This is a genomic window from Paenibacillus sp. EKM206P (assembly GCF_011066155.1).
GTDB classification, from domain to species: domain Bacteria; phylum Bacillota; class Bacilli; order Paenibacillales; family Paenibacillaceae; genus Paenibacillus; species Paenibacillus polymyxa_D.
In genome coordinates this window covers 20638-43866 of the sequence record NZ_JAAMNQ010000004.1, presented here as the reverse complement: position 1 = coordinate 43866, position 23229 = coordinate 20638, and the positions used below count along the sequence as shown (strand labels likewise).

Below are 23229 nucleotides of genomic sequence, written 5' to 3'. Positions count from 1 at the left end.
CGTCTCTGAGGAAACAAAAACCTGGAGGGGGAATGTTATGAGGTTCACACATCTGGAAAAAGCAACTACTGTGCTGTCGGATCATCCGGTACGTCTGGCGTCTGCTTATGCAGTCGGTCCAGTCGAGCTTCCGGAAAATTGCGGTGTGGGCAGGGAATGGTCAAGTTATTTTGCCCATGAGGATTGGAATTTGGAAAAGGCTTGTGGTGAAGAAGGAGTAGAGCTTTCAGCCGGAGGAAAGGCAGCGTGCCGATTATTGACCGAGCTGGACCCTCGGACTGGGGAACTGAATCTAGGTGTTTTTCCGCCTTTGGCCGAACAAGAAAGGCTTTTGCTGGTTTCAAATCTTCGTTGTATGGCTGCACAGGAAGTGATTTTCAGACCCTTTGAAGGAACGGGACAAATATGGATAGATGGCACACTTGTATATGCGGAATCCGGTCCTTTTCGCTTGTATCTGGAGGAAGGCGATCACACGGTAGTTATCATTGCTGCGTTCATTCCCGAGGAGGCCCGCTCTATTCGTATCAGTGGAAATCAGGTATGCGACGAATCAGATGTGACAGAACTGCATCGAGAATTTGTAGAGCGTAATATACGTTTTCATATGGCATGGCTAGAGGTTGAAGAAAGTGCTGGCAGGGAGGGCGAAGACAGCCCGATCTTATTTTATTTACTGCGTAAGGATCGGATAGATCTTCCCTTAGATCAAACGTTATGGGTCGAGGTAACGGATGATGAGGGCATGAAGCTGGATCGCTTTCCAGCACATTGGGAGCAGGAGCAAAGCTATGACTGGGATGAGGAAAAGGCCAGGAATACGGGAATGCTGCACTTCACTGTTACATATCGGGATCATGAGGCTGTGGAGCATCATTTTGTGTATTCGGTACTTGTGCGGCCTTTGTCAGTCGTCGTGGAGGGCTTGCAGAAAGAGTATGACCAATACATTCAAGCCCGCGCTATAGATATTCTTCATTCTGCGCAGAAAATACAAATAGAGGGCCTGCTTGAAGAATTAAAAAGGTTAACGGATTTGCCGGAAGATCCTTTTGAAATCTGGGATTACCGGATTGTGCGTGAATATATCAAGCTATTAAAACAGATCTTCACAAATGGACATACCGAGCAGTCACATTCCCCATCCTTACTTCAAGAAGAACACATCTTTTTGTGTAATGACGGAATTGGGGAAGGATTTTTTGTCTCCCGTTTGGACAATAGTTTGCAACGCTATACCATTCAGCTTCCCAGAAGCTATTCGGCTGACCGACAGTATCCTCTGATCGTTCTGATGCCAGGCAAGCGATATGAGCTGGGTTTGCCGGATTTTCAGAATCGAGGTTTTGGGCGAGGCTGGGAAGAGGAAGCTATATTCGTTACTTTTTCGTGCCGTGGTGTAACGTTGGGCAGTTATATTGGAGAAGCTGCTTTTTTGGAGGGGCTGGATGTCATACTGCAAGCGTATCGAGTGGACGAAGATCGGGTCTATCTGACGGGTTATTCGAACGGTGCATACGCTGCTTGGGCGATGGCACAGGCTTATCCTTCTCGTTTTGCGGCTATTGCGGTTATCTCTGGAGCGCCACATCCCAAGCATCTGATAAATCTGTTGAATATGCCAATATTGAATGTATGTGGAGATCAGGATTACTTATTTGCACAAGCATTTACAGCCCCTGTAACAGCGCTTCCATCTGATCATTTTAAAGGTGTCGTAGAACGTCATTCTAATCACTGGGACACGCATGAGCTGAGACTTCTGGACGGTGTACTGGGCTGGCTTATGCAATGGAAAAGAGATGTCGTACCTCAGCGTATTGCCTACCGGACGGAACGGGGCAGACATAACCGGGCTTACTGGCTGGAACTGACGCGAATGGATGTAAATGAGGAATATGCCGAGTTGTACGGTGAAATGAGTGCCACAGGTGAGTTGGATATCGAGGCAGTTCACGCCGAAGAATTTATCATTCATCTTTCTCAAGAGGTCATGCCCTTGGAATTGGCTCAAGTTCGTATCGGAGCCCGTATTTTCGTGTTGGATTTGCGGGAATACAGTCGCTTTCGCTTTGTTAAGACACAGTCACATAAACGTCCCTCCCCTGAATACCGTTTGATTGCCGAACGGGAGGAAGAAAGCAGTGGATGCTTTACAAAAGAATCGGATGCCAAAAAGAAAATTGTGGATTCGAAAAGCGTGGGAAGAAACGTTTTGAGCCATGGTATGGGTGTGCTTGATGTTTATATGGATCGTCTTCACATTGTCCTTCCGTCCAGCTACGCTACACCGGAGGAAGAACAGGCGGTGAGACGGACGGCGAACGCCTTGGCTAGTCCACGAACAGCGACTTGGAATCCGTATATCGGTGTTCATTATCCGGTGGTGTCTTCCACTGATATTACGGAGGAAGCACTGGCTGATAGCAACGTGATTTGTGTCACTTCGGGCTTGTCCAGACATGAGCTGCTTCACAAGCACCAAGCCGATCTGCAAATTACATGTACGGAGGAAGGTTATACATTGGGCGGCGATTTTACGGCAGGCGAGTATTGTCTGTCATATATTCAACCTAGCCCATGGTCTGCAACCCAGCAAATGCTTGTCGTAGCGACCAATTCTCCCCGTATGCTGGGTAAAAACCTATTTATGCGCAGACTGATTATGCCCGGATACTTTAATGGTCTACACCCGTATTTGAATAAAGAGATTATTGTGTATGATAGCCAGGGAGTGCGTGCTTTTAACTTTACTTCTATTAGACATACGCAGCAAAAACTGCAAGGCCAATAGCCAATAAAAAGTAACAATGTTATAATAATCCATAATTTAAAAAACCGTCTGGAGGCACATTGGCGATCCTGACGGTTTTTTGCTGGTTCATTGCAGTGATTTGTGATCGGGATGACGTCATATAAAGAAGGGCATTATGGCAGCTTAGCTTTTATATTGCTCCATCAGGTACATGATCTTTACTTCATCGGCCAAATCTCCAAAGGGTTCTAACGGATTCTCTTGAATGATATGATATAAACGCTGAACTCGTTCCTTTGGCAGTTTGCGCACATATCTGGAAATGAAAGCGGCATGGGTGACTACGTAGCGCTTTTTACGGACAGCTGCACTGGCTACGCGGACGAGAATATCTTCGCCCCCTGCCAATTCCAGAATGCGGCGCTCATAAAAGACTACGTATCGGAATGTCCGGTCCTTGATCAGCTCACGATTGAGTCTGGCAATCTCTCCGATATATCTGACCATAAGCGGCTCAAAGCTCTTGATCAGGAGAGGATCAAGCGTTAATTCCATGTCTTTGCGGAGAACAAAAGATTGCAGCAGAGCGACCTGCTGGAGCCTTATCCGATCATTGTGAAGGAGTACAGCCATCTCACGCAGCATTTCATAGGAGACACGCTCACTGAGCTGCCGCAGGGCAACCGCGTTTTTATGATTAACGTTTAGTCCTTCCTGGATCTGCCCTATACGACCTCTGAACAGACGTATAAGCTGCCTACGCTGTTCATAAGGATAAATACCCCGCTGTAGAAGCACCAAGGGCAGCAGAAGAAGCGCACCGACGATACCGCACAGAAGCATTTGTTGCGGCGAGTGGCCGAAAAAGACAGTAGCAGCCAGCAATATGACACTAACGGCAAGGTCTTTACGAAAATAACGTTTGGCTCTGAGTCTGGCATATTGCTCTACAGGAACTAGTGTATCCCGACCACATGATGTGCACTCTTCTTCCCAAAGGGCGGTAAATTGTCCACAACGCTTGCAGACTCTTAGCTTTTGGAAGGCGTACTCTGTGCGGGTAAATGGGCGAAATTGTACAGCTTGTTTGGAACTATTCATTGTGCTCACTTCTCCGGTTCAGCAGCGCTAGAAGCTCGGTGTCGATTTGTGTAATCGACGGGGCGCGTTTTTTATGTATATAGTAAATTAGTGATTTGATGGCGACAAAAAGAAACATAATCGCCAGACATCCGTATGAGATCATAGTGTATTTCCTCTTTCTACTTGGATTTTTAGTTCAATATTTTACATGGGCGGGTTTCGCTATTGTTATTTTTGTCGTATAAAGGAGAAGGCTGGTGCCCGATTGCCCTTGTTGGGGTATAATTATATCATTACTGCAGGATATTGGTAAAATCTCGCGGTATAACAGGCTTTTGGGTTGGATTCAGACCATTCGGGCAGTATTTTCAGCTGGCGCTCATGTAAAACTCATTATAATTTAATAGTAGGGGAGTACAACTGTAATTTAGAATGAGAATTAACCGGCAAAGGGGTACAAGCGATGTTTAGTAGAGACAGAAAATGGTTTTTGGTCATCGGAATCATATGTACAATGATCATGACCTCGATTTTGGCATGGCAGCCACAGATGGCGAATGCCGCTTCACCCTCTGCTTCTAAGGTGGATGCGGTGCTGGTCGTCGATGTAAGTAATTCAATGAACACCAGTGATCCTGGGAAAATTGGCAATGAAGCCATGAAAATGTTCATTGATATGCTGTCGACGCAAAATGACAAGGTCGGGATTGTAGCGTATACGGATGTCGTACAGCGTGAGAAAGCCTTGCTTAATATTACATCCGAAGCGGATAAGCAGGAACTGAAGACGTTTATTGACGGACTGAACCGGGGGGCGTATACTGACACCTCCGTGGGTGTCAAGGAAGCAATCCGCATTTTGCAAGATGGTAAAACAGCTGGACATGCGCCTATGCTCGTCATGCTGGCCGACGGTAACAACGATTTTAATAAGACGACAGGTAGAACCGAAAGCCAATCCGATCAGGATATGGCACAGGCTGTAGCCGAGGCTAAAAATAGCGGCGTTCCGATCTACACCATCGGCTTGAATGCAGATGGGAAGCTGAATAAAAACAAGCTTGCCGACATAGCGCAGCAAACGGGCGGCAAGTCCTTTATTACAAGCTCAGCGGATGACCTGCCGAACATTCTGAGTGAAATTTTCGCCAGCAATTTGAAGTTGAAAGTGGTGCCTTTGCAGTCCATTACGGCAAACGGCGACTATCAGGACGTAACGGTAACCGTACCGAACGATAGTGTGCTGGAGGCTAACATTTCGATCATGTCCTCGAAACCGGTGGATGCGAGACTGATAGACCCGTCGGGCAACAGCAAGCCGATTCCTTCGAGCGATGTGCTGCTGTCCAAGTCCAAAAGCTACTCACTGATTAAACTGCTCAAGCCTGCGGCTGGTGACTGGAAGCTCCAAGTCAAGGGAGTCCAGCAGGATCAGATTGATATTAATCTGGTATTTAACTATGATCTGGAGCTGAAAATGGACGCACCGCCCGCCAAATCATACAAAAAAGGCGATGCAGTTCAAATTCGTTCCTACCTGACGAGCAATAGCCAGCATCTTCAGGATCAGGAATTGTATGCGAATATGAATGCTGTTCTGAAGGTCAAGGATCTGGATTCCGGTACAACGAATGAGGTGCCGTTAACCAACGCAGGGGATTCTTTTACCGGTTCCTATACGATTCCAGATGAGCATGACTACGAACTAACCGTTAGAGCAGAGGAGAAGAGCTTCTACCGTGAAACACAGCCTGTAACCATTAGTGCTAAAGCAGGGGCGACGAGCGGTACAAATACGGGCACGACTCAGCCAACAACACCTGCTGAAAAGTCCAAGCTAATGCCACTCATTCTTTTAGGGCTGGGACTGCTCGTTCTGCTGGTTGCCGCATATTTCATCTGGAAGGCTATGAAAAAGGCCAACCGTGGCTTTGTCGGTCAAATCGTACTGGAAATCCGGGATGAGAACACTGGCGAAAAAACGTATCCGCAGTACAAGAAGCTGAACACCTTCCGGGGCAAATTTAATCTGCACCAGTTGCTGCAACTGGCACCGGAATTTGCTGGAACCGACAAGGTTGTGTTCACACCAGCCAATCAGGATCGTATCATTGTGCGCAGTACCTCCGAGATTACGATTGAAAAATCCGGGCGGGCTGTAGACACAGGCAACGGTCTTGAACTCAAAAACGGTGATCGTCTGACTATCCCGTTAGCCAGTGTGGACAAAACCATTTTGCTGGAATTTATTTCAGTAAACAGCTAAACGAACCCTTAGGAGGTCATATCTATGAAACCAGTAGTTAGAGAGCATATCCAACAATTAGACGTATCACTCGGCGGGGGGATCGTAAGCGATAAGATCAGAGTGGATACTATTGATAATCCTATTTTAATTATCGGACTCGGAGGTACGGGAATTGATGCCCTTCTCCGCTTGAAATATCAAATTAACCGCAGATTCAAGCTTCCAGCAGATCCGATCTCCAAGAAAAAGAGCGATAAACCGGACAATGTGGAATTTCTCGCTTTTGAAACGAATGAACAAGACCGCAACAAAAAATACAAGGGGATTGGTTTGGACCCCATCAATGAGTTTGTATTGCTGTCCAATGCGGAAATCGGCGGATTGCTGCAAAACCGTAGCATTCTAGAGCCGTACATTACCGATTGGCTGTCTCCAGAGCTGAGCATTACCGATGGTATGAACGGGGCGGCAGGGGTACGTCAGGCAGGACGATTACTGCTGTTCACCAAAATTAATCAGGTCGTTCAAAGCATTGACAAAAAAATCAAAACCTTGTCTGAGGGCACCAATAAGAAGCTTATGGTGTTCCTGCTGTCCGGTTTGTCCGGCGGTACAGGAAGCGGTACTTTCCTCGATATCTCATATATCGTCCGAGGAATTATTGAGCGCGATTATGGCTCTGCAGGTGTAGACCGTGTAAATACATTAGGGTATCTGTTTACACCGGATATCAATTTGGCGAACAAAAGCCTGAGTGAGCATACACGTGAATATATTAAAAAGAACGGCTATGCTGCACTGAAAGAGCTGGACTACTGGATGAATGTAGACAGCCGTGGTGAACGCTTTAAGCAGCAGTACGGAAATATTTTGACCGTGAACTCGCCGCTTCCGCCGTTTAATCTGTGCCATCTCATTTCGGCCACGAATACGGAAGGCAAGCTGTTGGAAAATGCTTATGATTACTGTATGAATGTCACCGCCGAAAACATCACCAACTTTATGGCGAGTGAGGAAAAACAATCCGGCGAAGAATTTGCCATTCATGACTATATCAGCAATATCCGTACCAACATCGCACAAATGAATAAGGCGTATCCAGCAAACTACGATTACAATATTATCGGGGCTTCCTCGGCGGTGCTGCCAATGGAGGAAATGACGACGTATCTGGCTTATCGAATGTTTGGCAAAATGTCCAAAATGTTCGAGCAATCGCCAAATCAAGAGGATGTAGAGAAGTTTGCCCGCAAGCTGGGAGTGGATCTGGATAGCATGATCAAAAACTTTGAATCCCGTGTACCTGAGCCGCTTCCGGGCTTTGAAAACAGTGAACGGTTAAGTTATAGCAATGTCGTTAAAATGCAAGTTGTCAATATGGACACCGAGCTGGAGCAAACGTTCCTGACGCGTGCCCGCGAAGAGTATATCAAAGCGAAGAAGCAGCTTCCTGGTGAAATTACAGGACAGTTTACGGATCAAATTCGCCGGATGTTTCTGCATCCTGAGCAAGGACCGTTTTATGTATCCCGCATGATTTATACTGAAAAAGGATTTAGCTTGCTGAAAATGCTGCTTTCATATGTGGAGACGTTGCGTGAATCACTGCACCGTATTCCGACGGACATTGAATGGGCGCGTGAGCAGGCGAACGAAAAGTTGGGCGATGCCAAGAGCGCGTTTGTATCCAAGGATAAAAAGAAAAATGCGTACATTGAAGCGAAAATTAATGAATATTGGCTGCGTGCTGATGTGGAACGTACAGAGCAGCTCATTGAATTTTATGAAGACCTGTATGACCTGTTGAATAAGGAAAATAACCGCATTTATAATGTATTTACTGAAATTTTGAACGCATTGAGCGCAATATTCGAGAAGAATGGTGATCTGCTGATTAACGGCGAGGAACAGTCCGATCACAAAGGTAACAAAACGTACTATTGGAATCTGGTAAGTGTACCGGATATTTCTGAAGTTGTGACCAAGCTGCTGGATAACCGCAACGGTGACGATTTGATTCGTGATTTTGCCCAAGAATTACTCGAAAATTCAGATCAATGGGTGAAGGATCAGGATATGGACATCATCAGCTCAATCTCCAATTTCTTGACTGATAAGTTCGGTGATCTCATTACCCGTTCCATGGAGGATTTCCTCGTCATGAAATACGGGCAAGATGAAGCCATTGAAAAATTTGTGGAGCGCTACATTGCGAGCAAACTGGATGAGGAAGCTGTACCTGTGTTCCATCTGAGCAATAGCTCTGGCAACTTGTACTTCCCGTCTTGGGGATTCGTTTCGGTACCTGTACAGTCGCCTAATATCCTAAAAGGCGTTCGCAATTATCAAAATAATGCAATTGGAAAATCACACTTTACTATTAAAGAAAGTGAAGTTCGTAACCGGATTTTCTGGCTCAATACGCGTAATGGTGTTCCTCTGTTTGTATATACGCCGCTCAAAGTGTATGAAGAAAGCTATGAAAAAACGATTCTTGACCGCGAAGGTATTGGCCGCCATCTGGTGCAAACAGGCCAGAACAACTGGACTAATCTGCCGTCGCCGATTCCTGAAAAGTCATGGGGCGAAACTTACGTCAATTCGCGTGTGCAAGCATACAATGCACGCATTCGTAATGATTTTGACCGTGCCAAGTCACTTGGCGTGATTCGAGAAAAGGATGTCGATCAGAATACGAGCAGCCGCTTCACTGTAATCCGTTCACATGCGCTAGATCTGAATGCGATGCTGGCAGGCTACGATATGCGTTTGCAGGAATCCAAGCCGAATTTGGGTGAGGTGAAAAGAGCATGGTCTGAGTTGAAACGTCTGCTGGCTGAAGGGCTGGAGCAGGCCGGAAGCAAGGACATCTTTGGCAGCATCAATGAAGAGATGGCGAAGGAAAACCTGATCCGTTCACCAGAGTTAACACAGGTGGTTCGTGAAGAACTGGTGAAGTATACACAAATTGAAGCAAAAGCCGCTGAACTGGAAGCTTTGCTGGGTAAATATCAGGATGAAGAAAAATGGCTGGATCAGTTCATTCAGGCACTCTATACAGACACGATTACGAAAAAAGGTGCTTTGTACGTCTATGATCGTGACGAAGAGGAAGAGGCTTGGGAGCCGTTTGCGAACGTCATGAAGAGCCGCAATTATGTGGAGTTTGAAGTGTTTACAAACTTCCGTGGTTTAGAGGAAAAGAAATTTGCAGCTCTAATGCGCAAGGCGGATCGCCGTGATGTTGTATTGACTTCATCTGAGGATATTACACCATTGCTGGCAAAGCTGGATGAACTGGCTGCAACTTACACAGAGGCCCGCAATCAATTGGAATATGAAAAGGTGGAGCTGGCTAACGGAGCGGAACTTTATGCATTCTATGCTCAAATGGCTGGAAAATTAAACGACATCCGCAGAAAGTTGAAATAAAGTATGAGAGAGCAGCTGTTACGTTATGCGGCTGACTATGCAGCCGCAGAGGACCAATTAATCGGAAGCGGGGATGGACGCAGTAGCATCCATTTCCCGTCTGTGTTTCTTTTTATCGGGGATCGTATGAACCCGGTGATGAACACCATTGCAGATATCAACCGAACCAAGTGGGATAACAGCACGGGAGTAACATATATTCAGATTCGCTCGCAGGAAGAACATGCGGCTGTAGATCGTTCGGTGGATGCTATTGTTCATACGATAGCGGTACCGGAGGAAAGTGGCCACCAAACGATACGCCGTGACTTACACCAAGCCTTTTATACACATGAATCGCAGCTAATTGAGCTTAACACCGCGTTGCGCCGGGCTAGTGGACATCTGGCAGATTACGGTCGGTTGTATTCTTCGTTCGAGCGTGTCCATTTGTCGATCTTGACGACAGCGGATGACCCCATGAACGTATTAATCCCTGAAGTTACGCTGTTGGCGGAGTATATTTTTGCACAGTCTTTTAAATCGGTACAAATGGATCTGTATGTGTTGGTGAATGAAAGCGATCAGACTGCCCAATTTGGCTACAGTAGTGCAACGTCCGTTGCTTTCATGCGAGAGCTGGACTATATCCAGAGTCCGGAGTATACGTTTACGGCACCGCTTCATATGACCGAGGACAAATTGACCATTCCGGTATCCCATGCTCCATCGCCGTTGTTCGATCTCGTCTATGTGCTGTCCGACAAGAACGAACGCGGCGTAACGGTGCCGAATAGTCTGCGAGAAAGCTGTGACATCATTTGCCACATTCAGCTTCTTAAAAACCGTTATCAGGCAGGAGATTCCTATCGGTCACAGGATGGGGGATACAACAATACATCGTTTAAAAACAACATCATGACGGAATCCGGGCGGCAGGGTTATGTGTCGGCTGGATTTTCCCGAGTCAACCGCCCTAACCAGTCAATCGCACTTACGGTGCTGTATCACTTTTATGTGAAGCTGTTAGAGCGTATGAGAACAGAGCAGGAGTGGGACATACGCGATAAGCTGAATTATTTTGGTTTAGATGCTGCTGAGCGCGGTCGCACGCGAAATGATCTAGTTCCTGGTAATGAAGCGATCACGGACATGAGTGCACTGATGACCAGCGGAGCCAGCTACGGCTCGTTGAAGCGAATGACATTACGTGAGGCGGAGGAGGCCTTGTTTGGTCAGGGCTGCGAAGCCTTTTTCCGTGATAATTGTGAACGGATTGTGCACAAACGGTTGGGAGATTTTCAGGCGGAATCAGGTCTGCAGTTGGCTGTGAATGCAGCTGCCAAGGAATATCCTGAAATCGGATTTTTCGAGCTGACAGACTGGACGGATGAAAATAAAACAGGGAATGTGCTTACGGCTGTTCGGGGGCTGATTCGTGATACGTCCAATGACTTGCAGATTAGTGCCGCTGAACTGGATACCCTGTATAACGGGCGGGTGGAGGACCAGCCTTTTCAACGACTACCACTCATGGATAAGCATAATGTGCGCAGCTTGATCCGTTACCTGACCGAGACAGTTTACGGGCACAAGCTGCACATGCTGCGGATTCAAGCGGATTTGGAGTTACTTCGCCGCTATGAACTGGCACTAGAGAAATGGCATGCACAAGCGAAGCATATTACAGTACAGCTTGCCAGCCTGGAGCGTGAACTGCATCAAGCTGCAACGGACAGTATTCGGCAGGCCGACAGTTACACAGGTCAAAACCTGTTCGAGTATTACGAGCGTGTGACAGAGGATGTCATGCGTGAGCTGGAAAGCAAGCGGGGAAAATCTATATTCTTTGATACCCGGCATATGGGGCCTGTATCCGGATTGCTGGACGGGGGTCTGTCCGCATTGGTGGATCGACTTACGCAGACCTGTCGTACCTTGATTCTCAGTTCACAGCCGTTTAATCAGACCTTCGAAGAAGAATTATTGCGGCGTGCGAATGTAGCTGCTGCATATGAAAATCGGCTGGTCGTTCCGAAGGATGAGCTGTTTAGAAAACTGTATCAAACGTTAGAGGAACATGGCGGAATTAACGTACGTTTGCTCGACTATACCCATGAGCATCGGTATGAAGAAAAGTACTTCTTTGGTGACTACGAAGGCGAATTTCTTCCTTATGCGATGGATGTGGACATTACTTCGCGTATTTACAAACTGGGTTTTGTGCATGAGCGCCGCAGTAGCGGGGTGGAAAAACTGCATTTGATGGGCGGCTTCCATCTGGAGGATCTGATGGTTTACCGCAACGGCAAAACGTATTATGAGACATATACTGCGAATGGTTTCGTGTTTCACGGAATCGACGTGGACCGGTTGCCGGAATTGCGGTAGCCACATATTCATCCTACTTTAATGATGGAAGGAAGCAACGATTCTTATGAAGCAGCGTAAATTTAACGTTCTCCTATTACTGTTCGGCTTGCTGGGCGCTGTAGTAGGCTTCATCTTGGGAGAGCTTATTCTTCACAAATTGATAGGGCATTGGCCGCATATCATCGTGATCGGGCTGTATTTTGGCATCATGGCCCTGTGCATTGGCCTAGGCTGTCTGATTGGCGAACTGATTTCGCCACAGTTAAATGGACATTCATGGCGGCAGCGCTACTCCGGGTTATCCTGGAAGTTACTGGTGCCTGCTACGTTGGTGATGTTGTTCGTGGCAGGTCTGCTATTGGAGTTGGGCTATCAGGTTAACCCTGAAGGGCGCAAGAGCGTACAGGACCTCGTACTTGTGATTGATAATTCCGGAAGTATGCAACAAACAGATCCTGATAATGAACGCCTAACGGCTGCCAAGAGTCTGATTGGTCAAATGGATGGAGACAAGCGGGTAGCCATTGTTTCATTTGATTCTACTGCACAGTTGGTTCAGCCGTTTACTCCCATTCGCACAGATGCAGAGAAGCAAGCGGTTTATTCCAAAATCGATAGTATGCAGACTATAATGTCAGGCGGTACGGAGATCAGACTTGCTTTGGACGAGACGATCAAGGAGATTGAAACCCAAGGCAATGCAGAAAAAGGTTCTCTCGTTATTATGCTCTCTGATGGCTTTAGCGAGTTGGATACCCAGACAGCATTGGCTCCTTATATCGCGCGCCAGATTCCGGTCAATACAATTGGGCTGAAACTGGCAGAGTCGGATGGTATAGCCTTATTGCAAAATATTGCTAACCTGACAGGCGGAACTTATTCTAATGTAGCCAATGCCCAAGGACTTACTCAGGCGTTCGGTAAAATATATAACAAAATCGGTGATCGCACACTAGTAACGGAGCGGACAGGTGAATATGCCGACAGTCTGTATTTTGCCATTTATCGTGTAACGGCTCTGGTCATTATCGGCGCTCTATTGGGATTAGCTCTTGGGCTGATGTTCGATAACCGTTTTCTTGCACGGAACTTCGCCATTGGTGGAGTCCCGGCAGGCTTGCTCGCTGGCTTTATTTTGGAAAAAGGATTATCTGGATCGCCTATAGGAGACTTGATGATTCGTTTGTTGGCAGCGCTCGTACTGGCAGCCCTTATTGCTATCTTTTCGCTTGTTCTGCCGATTGCGGAAAATACTCGCCGATCTTCCGGTGGAGGAAGTCAGGGTGAGTCGTCAGGACGCCGGAGAGGGGCAGCGGAAGCCCCGACGCTCAATCGACGCAGCAGTGGATTTTAGAACGGGAGGCTGGAACTTATGCAGTATAGGGAAGCACAGCCCGGTGATCCTATTATTTCGGAGCTGAGCCACAAAATTGATGACAACCGGGTTGTGTTACGCTGGCAGTGGCCTGAGGGCGCAGCCGTGGTATATATTGCGAAACAATCAGCCGATGCAGGTGTGAATGGGCAAAATGAAGGTGAAGTTTTACCGCCTTTTTCAAGCCTAAAACTTTTTACACGCGAGGAGTATAAGGCTGCTGGCAGCTATCGTGACCGAATTGAAGGCATTGGACGCGTGCGGTATACCGTGTATCCGGCTGTTCGGGAGGATGGAGACACTTACGTGATCCGTCAGCAAGACGGAGCCAACCAACTGGAGTTGAGCACCGGAAGGGCTAAAATCAGATATGCGGTTCACCATAAAAAAGGCTGGTTTCGCAGCCGCAAAACCGTCCAAATTCAGGTGACAGCCGAAGTTCCTGTCCCGCAGGAGGCGCTTTGCTACGTGAAGAAGCGTGGGGGCTATCCCGCAGATCGGGACGATGGAACCTTGTATCCGTTCACAGCACCTTTTGTTGCGGGACGGAATGTTTTACCCGCTGTTGAAGTGGGGGGAGATGAATATGTGCGGCTGTTTTTTACGGACGGCCAGAAATATGGCACGGTATATGAATTAGTTCCTGAATGAAAGGAGGCCGCAACCGATGAGTTTTCTTAGCAATTTATTCAGAAGAAAGCCACAGGCAGCGCCAAGGCCGTTATTTTATGATATTGTGTGCCCTTATTGCTTTAGTAAATTCTCCCCGGAGGAAGTAGTATTCCGTGCTTCTCATCACCGTGAAGATGACGAGGACTACGCTTTGGGTGAAGATGAGCTGTTGAACAAATATCGGGAGCGTTTTGGCTTGGACAGTGTGCATGATATGGAGGCGATTTTACATCCCCTTGATGTTCCTGAGGAACATCGATTGTATTCTGATCATGTACTGACAGGACTGACCGACCGTTATGGCGAGCTGACGCGTCACCGACTGTGCCCGCACTGCCATAACGAGTTGCCCGTGACTGCGGGTAAGGTGCCTAGCAATATCATTTCGATTATTGGAGCTTCGCAGGCAGGGAAATCTGTTTATATGACCTCCCTGATTCACACGCTGCAACATGTTACGGCCGATCATTTTGACGCGGCTTGCATGCCACTCAATGCAGAGATCAGCCGAAAGTTCCGCACTATGTATGAGGAACCCTTATTTGAAAGAGGCGATCTGCTTACATCGACACAAAAAGAAAAGATGCAGGAGCCTTTTATCTTCCAGTTCGTATTTAAGGATGAGGAAAAGCCGCCACTGACGCTAGTGTTTTTTGATGTCGCCGGTGAGGGAATGGTAGATCAGGACTATCTGGGACTGCATGGACAGCATATTAAGAATTCTGCAGGTATTCTCTTTATGGTCGATCCACTACAAATCCGCTCTATTCGGGAGCGCATTAAGATTAACCTTGGCGATAAGCCGGGTGAGTGGGTCTCACAATATGATGAACCGCGTGACGTTGTACTTACGATGTTCGGTGATTTTATCGCCTATCAGGAAAAAGGGAAAACGGACATTCCGACCGCTGTCGTCCTGACCAAAAGTGATATGCTTACTGCGTTGGCAGATGAAGAAGGCACATACATTAAGACGAACAGCAATATTTTTAATCCGATGGAGCATCGCAAATATATGGATTTGGATGAGTTTGCGAACATTGATGGCGAAGTTCGGCGCTTCATCGAAAAGGTGGATAAACCGTTCAAGGGCACGATGGATGTATATTTTACGGATACGGCCTATTTCGCGGTTTCCGCGCTGGGTAGCAATCCGGTTGAGCAAAAGCTGCAAGGGTTGGTTAGTCCGATCCGTGTGGATGAGCCATTTATTTGGCTGCTTTATAAGTTGAAGTACATTGAGGGGAGAGAATCACAGTGAGTTATGCTACCTCTCATTTGATACAACAGCAGATGTACACACGGGAACGGCGTGGTATTTTCCGTTCTACGGAAGGCTTCGATACAGTGGCTAATTCCAAAGGATTGGATGCTTCTTTTATTAAAAAGGTGCTGCATCCCTTATGTGTATATGATGCGCCTGCTGCTTTGACGGCGCGCGGCGAGAAACAGGAAAGTGTCTATCCGGAAGCCATACATCTGGTACGGACGGAGTCCGGGGATGTAGTACTTGGCCGCAGTATTTATAAGGCTGCGGATTTTACTGGGCTACGAAGCGCCCTTTTCACGCACAACTATGTGATTCCAGCCGGACATGGTGAATCTCCGTCTGACTATAAGCAGTGGCTGAACACCTCCTTTGTTGATACTTATGATATTGAGCAGGGAACGGATTTGCCGGAATTGGAGCGCCTACCAGGTGGAAGTGTATTTCCGGCTGTTGACCCGTCTACAGTGCTGGCTCAATTGCAGCTGAGCGAAGAAGTGTTCAAACAGCTTTTATACGCAGTCATGATGTCCGCAGCGGGTCGCAAAAAGGTATACGTAGCGCTGAATGTTCCTGTAGAAGCGGTCGGATCTTCAGCCAAGCAGCTGCTGGGTGTGTTGTATGCGGCACTGCCTTATGCATTTCGGAACAGACTCGGATTTCTTACATATGCACAGGAACCGAACAGCAGAAAAGGTATTCACTTGATGTTTGTTGAGCCTTTTAGTCTGCGTCCCGGTGATCGGAATGTAGAAAAGGACTTTGTATTTGACCTGTCTAATCATAGTCGAATACTTAATGTGGATGCAGAGCAGGTGAGACAGCCGTATTTTGACTGGATCGTCCGTACGTTGTTGAATGGTGAGACGCCGGACGATTTCTTCAAATTTGCCGAGCAAATGCTGACAGGTATGGAGGCCGGGCGTGATTTGACGCCATCCAGCTATCATGAGCTAATTACGTTGTACAGAATTGAGCAGGGAGAGCGGGCATTATACAACGAACAACGAATCACTGTGTTACGAAGCCTGACTGATTATTTATCGCCACCCGATGCGCTGCCACGTAAAATGAGGCTGAATGATCTGTTTCTGTCGTTCTTTGATCATGAATTTGATCGGGTGAAGGATGGATATATTCCGGATGTAGGCCTGGTAGATAGTTTCAAGGAATATTATAAAGTTCATGCACGCAGCAGCGAAAATCGGTTGGTGGAATATTTAATCCGTTCGCTAAACAATGCTTATACTGCCAGAAATACGGAAGCAGTCACGTATATTTATCATACAATTGAAGAGAATCCATCATTAGGCAAGGCATATTTTACGAAAGTGTTGGGTAATCCGGCACTGACAAAAATGCTGTTCATTCCCTACATGGACAGTCAGATGAAAAGAACACCGGATGCCAAGGGGCTGCTGGCTGTTGTGCACGAATGGGGCAGTAGGTATATCGAAGTGTCGGCGAATGCCGATTTTCAGCTTTTGGCAGAATCTGCACTGATGGGCCGACTGCGTGCGGAAAGAAAACCAGTAGAGGCTGTGGCTGCCATTCACCAACGCTTGCGTCAATGGGACAGCAGCTCTGCCGTAGGTAAACTGTCCCCGCTGGAGCAATCTGGATTGACAGAGCGCTTGCAGGAAGCATCGGATCGGTATTTACTTACCGAAGTAGAGCTAAAAGAAATATCACCCGATCAGGTCGTACAGATTCCATTTTTTACACGGCCCGATTTGGTGCAGTGGGTTGGAAAGCTGCCTGCTCCTCTCAAGGGACAAGCTGTGCGATTAGTTGCGGCTTATGATTGGTTTAACACGGAGGACCCGGAACCGTCGGTGCTGGACGGTCTGGAGCCCGGCGAAGTAGAAAAGGTACAGGATTGGGCTTACAGCTGGCTGCCCCAGCAGCTTGCGGAAGGCCATTTTGCCCGTCTGTTGCCTGCCTTTTATCGTTCTGACGGGCCGGGAGAGGGAATATTGGATTTCGCTCGCCTGGTCAGTTCGATTCGCAAATGGGCAAAGGATAACGATACGATGTACCGCTTTATCCGATGGTCGGAGGAACACCCTGAGTTTGCTACTCCACGCGGCGGTTTTGAACCATCCTACAGACGTGCGCTACTTCTATTCTTCCAAAAGGAAGGACGAGAGGGACTGCATAAAAAAACGCTGTGGCGTCAATATTTTGAACCTGCGAAGCCTGCCTTTAAAAATTTCTATTTGGCAGCAAAGCGTGAGACGGACACGCCTCTGGTCAAAACGCTTCGTCGTTTCCGTAAAGGTGGGGTGATTTCCGGGATCGTGCTGATTGTCATTGCAGGTACGCTAGGCGGCCTGAAAGCAACCGGGGTGATCGGATCTGCTGACACACCTGCGCCTGTTGCCACTCCGAAGCCTGTACAACAACAGCCTGTAGAGCCTACAGTGCCCGTAAAAAAGGAGCCTACGGCGATAGTGACACATGTGCCTAATACCAAGTCCACTACGAAAATGGTCAAGCTGTTGTTTGCGTTTCAGACATCGACAGAGCAGGCAGAATTTAAGCCGAAGAAGCTCGTCATTGTCGGTGCGGATCAGCAGGAGCACTTATACGAAAATTTTACACTTGCTGAACAGAACGACAAGGAAGCAGCCAGTAAGGCGAACAATGATCCATCCGGTGATGTAAACACTGGGAGCGCCACTACAAAAAGCACGACAGCAGATGGACAATCCACGGACAATGGTTCCACAGCTCGTGGGGGTACATCCAATGGAAAAAGTGGTGATCAATCTGGAGCAGTGACTGGCAACACGGACGGAGGCTTGACTTCGGAGATTACTACTGAGGGTAGTGGCAATGGAGCAAATACAGACACAGACACTGACACACCATCGGAGTATGATCTGAAGAAGTATCCTTATCGTACGCTATTGACCCTTTGGCAGCGGTTGGAACTGAATGATGCTAGCACGGTTACCGTTGATGGAGAAGAATATCCGCTAGTTCAAGTGAAAACTGCGGACTAAGCAACTATAAAACAGAAATGAATGATGAATGAAGTAAAAGACGGGTTTCCTTCAAAGGACTCGTCTTTTATTGTGCCTATATTTCCATAAAGGATGAATTTGTAATTCAAAATTAACCCTATCTAATAAAGCATCATGTTACGAAAGTATTGACACTAAGTAGACAGCTGATTAAAATTAGTTGGAATTCAAACTATTAAAAATAGATAGATATGGAGGTTCGTAGTGAGATGGGAAGCGAGGTGTATCCCGTTTGTCTTCCTTGGGAGGAAGAGAGCACGATGTATTTAATTAAATGGATTTTCACTACCGTCCGGCGCGAAATTGAAATAGCACTGCGCCCTTTGGGGCTCACCTCCCCACAATCGCAGACGCTCTATATACTGGCGATGTCGCCTGGAGTCACCAATACGGATTTGGAAAAGCTATTGCTTATTGATAAATCAAGCGTTACTAGCCTGGTTAACGGGATCGTTAAGAAAAACTGGGCAGTACGCAAAAGTCACCCGGAAGATGCACGCATGAAGCAAATCTATTTGACTGAGGAAGGCTTGAAGATTCACAAGGTAGCTGAACGTACTATTGAGGCAATTAAAAGCTCGGTAGGTCAAACATTATCTGTCGGAGAATCGGAGACGCTGCGTAGTCTGCTTAAAAAAATTCTCCGCGACTACCACCCTGCGGTCGTCCGTGCATGAGCGAATATATAGAGATTTTACCCGGATAGGGGTATTCAAAAGCAGTGAATTACGATCTTAGATAAGAGGTTTACAGGAGAGGGAGACAACCAAATGATAAATGAACAAACTTATCCGAATGCGGATAAGCTTATGCGTGTGCTAGCTTTCACACTTGTTTTTTCAGTGATGAACGCTTTTATGTTTAATGTCGTTATGCCTGTGATTCGAGAGGAGTTTCATATTAGTGCTTCCGATGTAAGTTGGTTGCTGACTGGCTATATGATCGTGTATGCGGTTGGCTCGGTGACCTACGGCAAATTGGCAGATAAATATCGTCTTAAGGATTTGCTGACGTTTGGGATTATCTTTTTTGCACTGGGTTCGCTTATTGGACTGTTGGCCAATCAATTTTGGATGCTCATTGTAGCTCGTTTGCTTCAGGCTGCAGGGGCTGCTGTTATTCCGGCCACTGCTATGATCGTCCCAGTCCGTTATTTCTCGGCTGAAAAAAGAGGACGTGCTTTGGGCGTCACAGCAATCGGCTTGGCGTTAGGTACTGCACTGGCTCCGATTATTTCCGGTTTGATCACAGGCTTTGCAAGCTGGCGTTTTTTGTTCGTCATTTCCATGCTGCCACTGATCGCATTGCCGTTCTTTCGTAAATATTTGGACGATCAGCGTGGAGAGGATCAGAAGTTCGATTTTCTTGGTGGATTATTGCTGGGTGGAACAGTAGCCTTCTTATTACTTTCGATTTCGCAAACCAATATGATGTTTTTTCTGGTCGGTATGGTGCTGTTTGCACTGTTTATATGGCGCATTAACACTGCACATGACCCATTCATCCAGCCGAAGCTGTTCCGTAACAAACAATATTCATACGGGCTCCTTATCGCTTTTTTAGGGACGGGGATTAGCTTTGGATTGCCGTACTTGGCACCGCAGTTTCTGAACAGTCTCAATCAGCTTACGCCCGCAATAATTGGACTGGTTATGTTTCCGGCTGCTATTGCTTCGGCTCTATTGGGTAAAAGAGGGGGGCGTTTGGCGGATAGCAAAGGAAATTCGTTTCTCGTCTATACAGCTGTATCGCTTTTGTTTATTTGTTTTATCAGCTTGTCTACGTTTGTGGGTGCGTCTCCGTATCTGATTTTGTTTTTGCTTATTTTCGGAAACGTAGGTCAGACCTTCATGCAAATTGCCATGTCCAACACGATTTCTCGTACCTTGTCGAAAGACCAGATTGGTGTTGGAATGGGGCTGCTATCTCTGCTGAATTTCATTGCCGGAGCGATTACGACAAGTATCTTGGGCAAAACGCTAGATAGTTCGTCGTCCTTTCATCTGAATCCTGTCGTATCTAATGTGCAGGTGTTCAACTTTAGCAATATTTTTACGGTGCTTGCACTGATTGCGCTTGTGACGATGGGACTTTATGCGTTGCAATTCCGAAGGGGTCCACGCGGTAATACGCCTGCTGTTGAACAAGGATAAACATTTGATGTAACCTCATGCCAAAACAAGGGTATAATATAGAAGGAAAAGTTCATCTATGGAAGGACGGAGTGTCCGGCATGACAAGAAACCTTCAATATGTACCCTATGGTTATGAGCCTCCGATCGAGACGCATAAAGGGACCATGGTCTACTATGATACGTTCGAGCAGATTACAGCCAGAGAGCTGGAGCTTTTTGCCGAAACGGGGGCTGCATTATCTTTTACAAAGCTGGTGCTGTATCCGCTGCATGAAGAAACCGTCAGAAGAATGTGGAAGCAGCCGGTACGTTCGTATTACAAGCGGGTGGACGAGCTGGGAGAGTGGCAGCGGGAGCAGGCTTTGAGTGCTGTTGTCATTGAGAGCTGGGAAGGTAAGCGTAAAAAGTATACGCCGATTGAAGCAGCTATTCGTTTTTTGGCGGAAAAGTATACGACCCCACTTTTTTTGTACATGAGTCCTGAAATGGCAAATTTGTGCGCTTCCTATGCATCGTTTGGAGAATGGATTAGAAATGTCAGATTGGTGCTTTCGAGCGAACCACTACAACTTCATCCGAAGCTTGCACAGTACCGTAATCGCTGGAACACGGTAGAAGAAGCGATAAACCGTGACTCTAAGGTTGACAAAGCGGAGCATGAATTATAGAATAAAACTAATCGTAAAAATTACTATTGTAATTGTATACCATGTATTCCAATTAAGGAGGAAGAGAAATGCGCGTAATTGTTACCTTGGCATGCACCGAATCCGGTGACCGCAACTATACAACAACTAAGAACAAAAGAAATCATCCGGACCGTCTTGAAATGAAAAAATACTCTCCGCGTCTGAAAAAGTACACGATCCATCGTGAAACTAGATAATTTGAGGCCTGCTGTATAGCAACCTGAATTATCCTGCTTCCTGAGCGAAGCCTGTTAAGTTTGCAAAAGCCTGCGTTATGGAACCGGCGAAAACTTGAATTAGTCCAGTGGACAGAGCGTCTAAAGTTAAAGCTTGCATCTAAGAGAACGGCTTTTTTTCACGGCTGTATGATAGATGCTAAGCTACATGGCACGCTTTGCCTTTTGAATCGAAAGCACGTGGCTACCGACTTCTCCTGTGCTGGTGTCAGCATTTGGGACGAGCCGGAGGACCATTCACTATATGCTTATATAACGATGAAGGCTGACGAAAGATCCGGAGCGTTCGTGCAATGGGCGATGCGATATATGCGGCATCGTTTGCTTGTCGTTTACGAGCTTGAGCGCCAACCGTTAAGGTCTGTCGTCTTTTTTTCTGGGACATAACCGTTCCTTTTGCCAACTGATGGAGTATTGCGCCAGTACGTTTGAGGTTGAAACTAAAACTACATGAAAGATTAGGTGAAACTAATGAAAAAAGATATTCATCCAACATTGAACAAAGTTATCTTTTTGGACCCTAGCTGTGGATTTACTTTCCTGAGTGCTTCCACTAAATATTCGCAAGAAACGATGGAATGGGAAGATGGTAACACATACCCAGTTATCCGTGTAGATACTAGCTCCGCTTCCCACCCGTTCTTCACTGGTAAACAAAGAAACGTGGATATCGGTGGCCGTGTGGATCGCTTTAACAAAAAATATAACCTTAAGTAAGAACAGTCGAGCGTTGTGTTCATGGATTATGCTTATAATCCGTGAACATCGCTTTTTAAAAAACCTCCTGCATCTGCAGGAGGTTTTTTTGTCTTAATTTAGACCTGTTATTTATAGCGAAATGAAGCACTGTTCCCATTGGTCGGTAATGGATGCTTTGTCGAGCTGCTCCCCAATGAGCGTGACATATCCCTGACTCACGGGAAGTGCAGTAGGCTGCCACTCCAAGTGATTTCCTGAAAATTGCAAAAGCATTGTCCCTTCCTGAGGAAGCACGCAATAACCTTTCGCTCGAAGCAGAGAGGAGCCTAGCCCTGTCAGAAAGCGCTCCAATCGTTGTTTTTCGAGTGGCTGAGGAGAATATTGATGCAGCGTTAAGCTCTCCAAATGGGAAAACGAGTGGGTCTGGTTGGGATCGTGGCTGTGGCTATGACTGTGTGCAGAAATAACTTTGAACGGCGTACTTATAGAGGTAATACTGGGTCGTCCGGAACTTTTGACGGGAATGGGGACAGACAGTGCATCTGCATCAGTGGGCTGGACCTGTGCAGGTGCTGGTTGAGGTGTCTGTACAGGTTTCGCGGCAACGGATGTGGAGGCCAGAACAGGCTCTAGCAGTGGTTCAAGGTCAACCCGGCTATATTCAGTAGTTTGCAGCTTGGCCGTATCGTTGAGCTTGCGGATGCTTTTGACGACCCTCGTCACTTCACGGCTGCTTGCTGCATCCGTCTTGTTCACCACAATGAAGTTTGCGGTGCGCAGTTGTCCGTGCAGGGTGCGAACCAGTTCTTTATCAGCCGTAAAACGGCTATTGTATTCATGGAACAGCTCAGCATCCACAACACTGATGCTGTGAACCAGATAAAGCTGATCTGCCAGTAGAGGGGAGCGAAGCTCCTCCAGTACTTGTTCGGGGTTGGCTACCCCGGTGGTCTCCATGAAGATCAGATCTGGCTCCTGGCTGAGCAGGGTATGCAAAGCCCCTGCCAGTTCATTTCTTTTGCTGCAACAAATGCAGCCTTCTAGCAATCCTTCTACTGTTACGTCAGGCATTTCCTCTGAAATTATAGCGCTGTCTACATTATATTCACCCATTTCGTTCATTAAAACAACAGCACGAAGGGGAATTTGGCGGGTATGGGCTAACAGGCGCAAAAGCAGTGTTGTTTTGCCGCTTCCAAGAAAACCACTGATTAAAATAACAGGAACTTTGTTCATCATTTTTCCTCCTTGGCGGGG

The 23229-nt window shown here is 46.9% G+C and carries 17 protein-coding genes; 14 read left to right on the top strand and 3 right to left on the bottom strand.

Features of this window, described 5'->3' with window-relative positions; all coding sequences use genetic code 11:
• Window positions 1–37: 37 nt before the first annotated feature.
• Window positions 38–2794: a PHB depolymerase family esterase gene (locus G9G53_RS09975; protein ID WP_165147252.1), complete on the top strand. Its 2757-nt coding sequence runs from the start codon at window positions 38–40 to the stop codon at window positions 2792–2794.
• 144 nt (window positions 2795–2938) lie between these two features.
• On the opposite strand, the gene G9G53_RS09970 is transcribed toward G9G53_RS09975, so the two are convergent.
• Window positions 2939–3856: a hypothetical protein gene (locus G9G53_RS09970; RefSeq protein WP_165147249.1), complete on the bottom strand. Its 918-nt coding sequence runs from the start codon at window positions 3854–3856 to the stop codon at window positions 2939–2941.
• Window positions 3849–4001: a hypothetical protein gene (locus tag G9G53_RS09965; protein ID WP_165147246.1), complete on the bottom strand. Its 153-nt coding sequence runs from the start codon at window positions 3999–4001 to the stop codon at window positions 3849–3851. The genes G9G53_RS09970 and G9G53_RS09965 overlap by 8 nt, the downstream gene beginning before the upstream one ends.
• Window positions 4002–4301: 300 nt before the next feature.
• Here G9G53_RS09965 and G9G53_RS09960 point away from each other — a divergent pair, with 300 nt between their 5' ends.
• The 13 genes from G9G53_RS09960 to G9G53_RS09900 all read left to right on the top strand — a co-directional run bounded on the left by G9G53_RS09960 (window position 4302) and on the right by G9G53_RS09900 (window position 21990).
• The gene (locus G9G53_RS09960) at window positions 4302–6104 is read left to right on the top strand and encodes a vWA domain-containing protein (protein WP_165147243.1); all 1803 of its coding nucleotides are present in this window, start codon (window positions 4302–4304) and stop codon (window positions 6102–6104) included.
• Between the two features lie 24 nt (window positions 6105–6128).
• Complete coding sequence (locus tag G9G53_RS09955) at window positions 6129–9518, top strand: tubulin-like doman-containing protein (protein WP_165147240.1); 3390 nt, start codon at window positions 6129–6131, stop codon at window positions 9516–9518.
• Between the two features lie 3 nt (window positions 9519–9521).
• On the top strand, window positions 9522–11888 hold the full coding sequence (locus tag G9G53_RS09950) for a transcription initiation factor TFIID (protein ID WP_069010197.1): 2367 nt from the start codon (window positions 9522–9524) through the stop codon (window positions 11886–11888).
• Window positions 11889–11934: 46 nt separating this feature from the next.
• A complete protein-coding gene (locus G9G53_RS09945; protein ID WP_165147237.1) occupies window positions 11935–13224 on the top strand; it encodes a vWA domain-containing protein in 1290 nt (429 codons plus the stop codon).
• An 18-nt stretch (window positions 13225–13242) separates the two neighbouring features.
• Window positions 13243–13896, top strand: a complete 654-nt coding sequence (locus tag G9G53_RS09940; RefSeq protein ID WP_029519149.1) for a hypothetical protein — start codon at window positions 13243–13245, stop codon at window positions 13894–13896.
• Between the two features lie 16 nt (window positions 13897–13912).
• The gene (locus tag G9G53_RS09935) at window positions 13913–15178 is read left to right on the top strand and encodes a TRAFAC clade GTPase domain-containing protein (protein WP_029519150.1); all 1266 of its coding nucleotides are present in this window, start codon (window positions 13913–13915) and stop codon (window positions 15176–15178) included.
• Complete coding sequence (locus G9G53_RS09930) at window positions 15175–18192, top strand: GAP1-N2 domain-containing protein (protein WP_165147234.1); 3018 nt, start codon at window positions 15175–15177, stop codon at window positions 18190–18192. Before G9G53_RS09935 ends, G9G53_RS09930 begins: the two co-directional genes overlap by 4 nt.
• A gap of 230 nt (window positions 18193–18422) precedes the next feature.
• Window positions 18423–18890 (top strand): MarR family winged helix-turn-helix transcriptional regulator, encoded by a 468-nt coding sequence (locus tag G9G53_RS09925; protein ID WP_165147231.1) that lies wholly within the window; start codon window positions 18423–18425, stop codon window positions 18888–18890.
• A gap of 93 nt (window positions 18891–18983) precedes the next feature.
• Entirely contained in the window at window positions 18984–20366 is a 1383-nt protein-coding gene (locus tag G9G53_RS09920) for an MFS transporter (RefSeq protein WP_069010194.1), read from the top strand.
• A gap of 80 nt (window positions 20367–20446) precedes the next feature.
• Entirely contained in the window at window positions 20447–21016 is a 570-nt protein-coding gene (locus G9G53_RS09915) for a hypothetical protein (RefSeq protein ID WP_029519154.1), read from the top strand.
• A gap of 68 nt (window positions 21017–21084) precedes the next feature.
• Window positions 21085–21234: a 50S ribosomal protein L33 gene (rpmG, locus tag G9G53_RS09910; protein WP_013310116.1), complete on the top strand. Its 150-nt coding sequence runs from the start codon at window positions 21085–21087 to the stop codon at window positions 21232–21234.
• Between the two features lie 204 nt (window positions 21235–21438).
• Window positions 21439–21660, top strand: a complete 222-nt coding sequence (locus tag G9G53_RS26430; RefSeq protein WP_238437774.1) for a hypothetical protein — start codon at window positions 21439–21441, stop codon at window positions 21658–21660.
• Between the two features lie 84 nt (window positions 21661–21744).
• Window positions 21745–21990: a type B 50S ribosomal protein L31 gene (locus tag G9G53_RS09900; RefSeq protein ID WP_013310118.1), complete on the top strand. Its 246-nt coding sequence runs from the start codon at window positions 21745–21747 to the stop codon at window positions 21988–21990.
• Between the two features lie 111 nt (window positions 21991–22101).
• Here the strand turns inward: G9G53_RS09900 and G9G53_RS09895 are convergent, their stop codons facing one another.
• A complete protein-coding gene (locus G9G53_RS09895; protein ID WP_165147228.1) occupies window positions 22102–23211 on the bottom strand; it encodes a CobW family GTP-binding protein in 1110 nt (369 codons plus the stop codon).
• Window positions 23212–23229: the final 18 nt, after the last annotated feature.

Coding starts and splice junctions, on each gene's coding strand:
- G9G53_RS09945 (WP_165147237.1), top strand. CDS start 11,935: ATGAAGCAGCGTAAATTTAACGTTCTCCTATTACTGTTCGGCTTGCTG.
- G9G53_RS09895 (WP_165147228.1), bottom strand. CDS start 23,211: ATGATGAACAAAGTTCCTGTTATTTTAATCAGTGGTTTTCTTGGAAGC.
- G9G53_RS09970 (WP_165147249.1), bottom strand. CDS start 3,856: ATGAATAGTTCCAAACAAGCTGTACAATTTCGCCCATTTACCCGCACA.
- rpmG (WP_013310116.1), top strand. CDS start 21,085: ATGCGCGTAATTGTTACCTTGGCATGCACCGAATCCGGTGACCGCAAC.
- G9G53_RS09920 (WP_069010194.1), top strand. CDS start 18,984: ATGATAAATGAACAAACTTATCCGAATGCGGATAAGCTTATGCGTGTG.
- G9G53_RS09960 (WP_165147243.1), top strand. CDS start 4,302: ATGTTTAGTAGAGACAGAAAATGGTTTTTGGTCATCGGAATCATATGT.
- G9G53_RS09915 (WP_029519154.1), top strand. CDS start 20,447: ATGACAAGAAACCTTCAATATGTACCCTATGGTTATGAGCCTCCGATC.
- G9G53_RS09950 (WP_069010197.1), top strand. CDS start 9,522: ATGAGAGAGCAGCTGTTACGTTATGCGGCTGACTATGCAGCCGCAGAG.
- G9G53_RS09975 (WP_165147252.1), top strand. CDS start 38: ATGAGGTTCACACATCTGGAAAAAGCAACTACTGTGCTGTCGGATCAT.
- G9G53_RS09900 (WP_013310118.1), top strand. CDS start 21,745: ATGAAAAAAGATATTCATCCAACATTGAACAAAGTTATCTTTTTGGAC.
- G9G53_RS09940 (WP_029519149.1), top strand. CDS start 13,243: ATGCAGTATAGGGAAGCACAGCCCGGTGATCCTATTATTTCGGAGCTG.
- G9G53_RS09925 (WP_165147231.1), top strand. CDS start 18,423: ATGGGAAGCGAGGTGTATCCCGTTTGTCTTCCTTGGGAGGAAGAGAGC.
- G9G53_RS09955 (WP_165147240.1), top strand. CDS start 6,129: ATGAAACCAGTAGTTAGAGAGCATATCCAACAATTAGACGTATCACTC.
- G9G53_RS09965 (WP_165147246.1), bottom strand. CDS start 4,001: ATGATCTCATACGGATGTCTGGCGATTATGTTTCTTTTTGTCGCCATC.
- G9G53_RS09935 (WP_029519150.1), top strand. CDS start 13,913: ATGAGTTTTCTTAGCAATTTATTCAGAAGAAAGCCACAGGCAGCGCCA.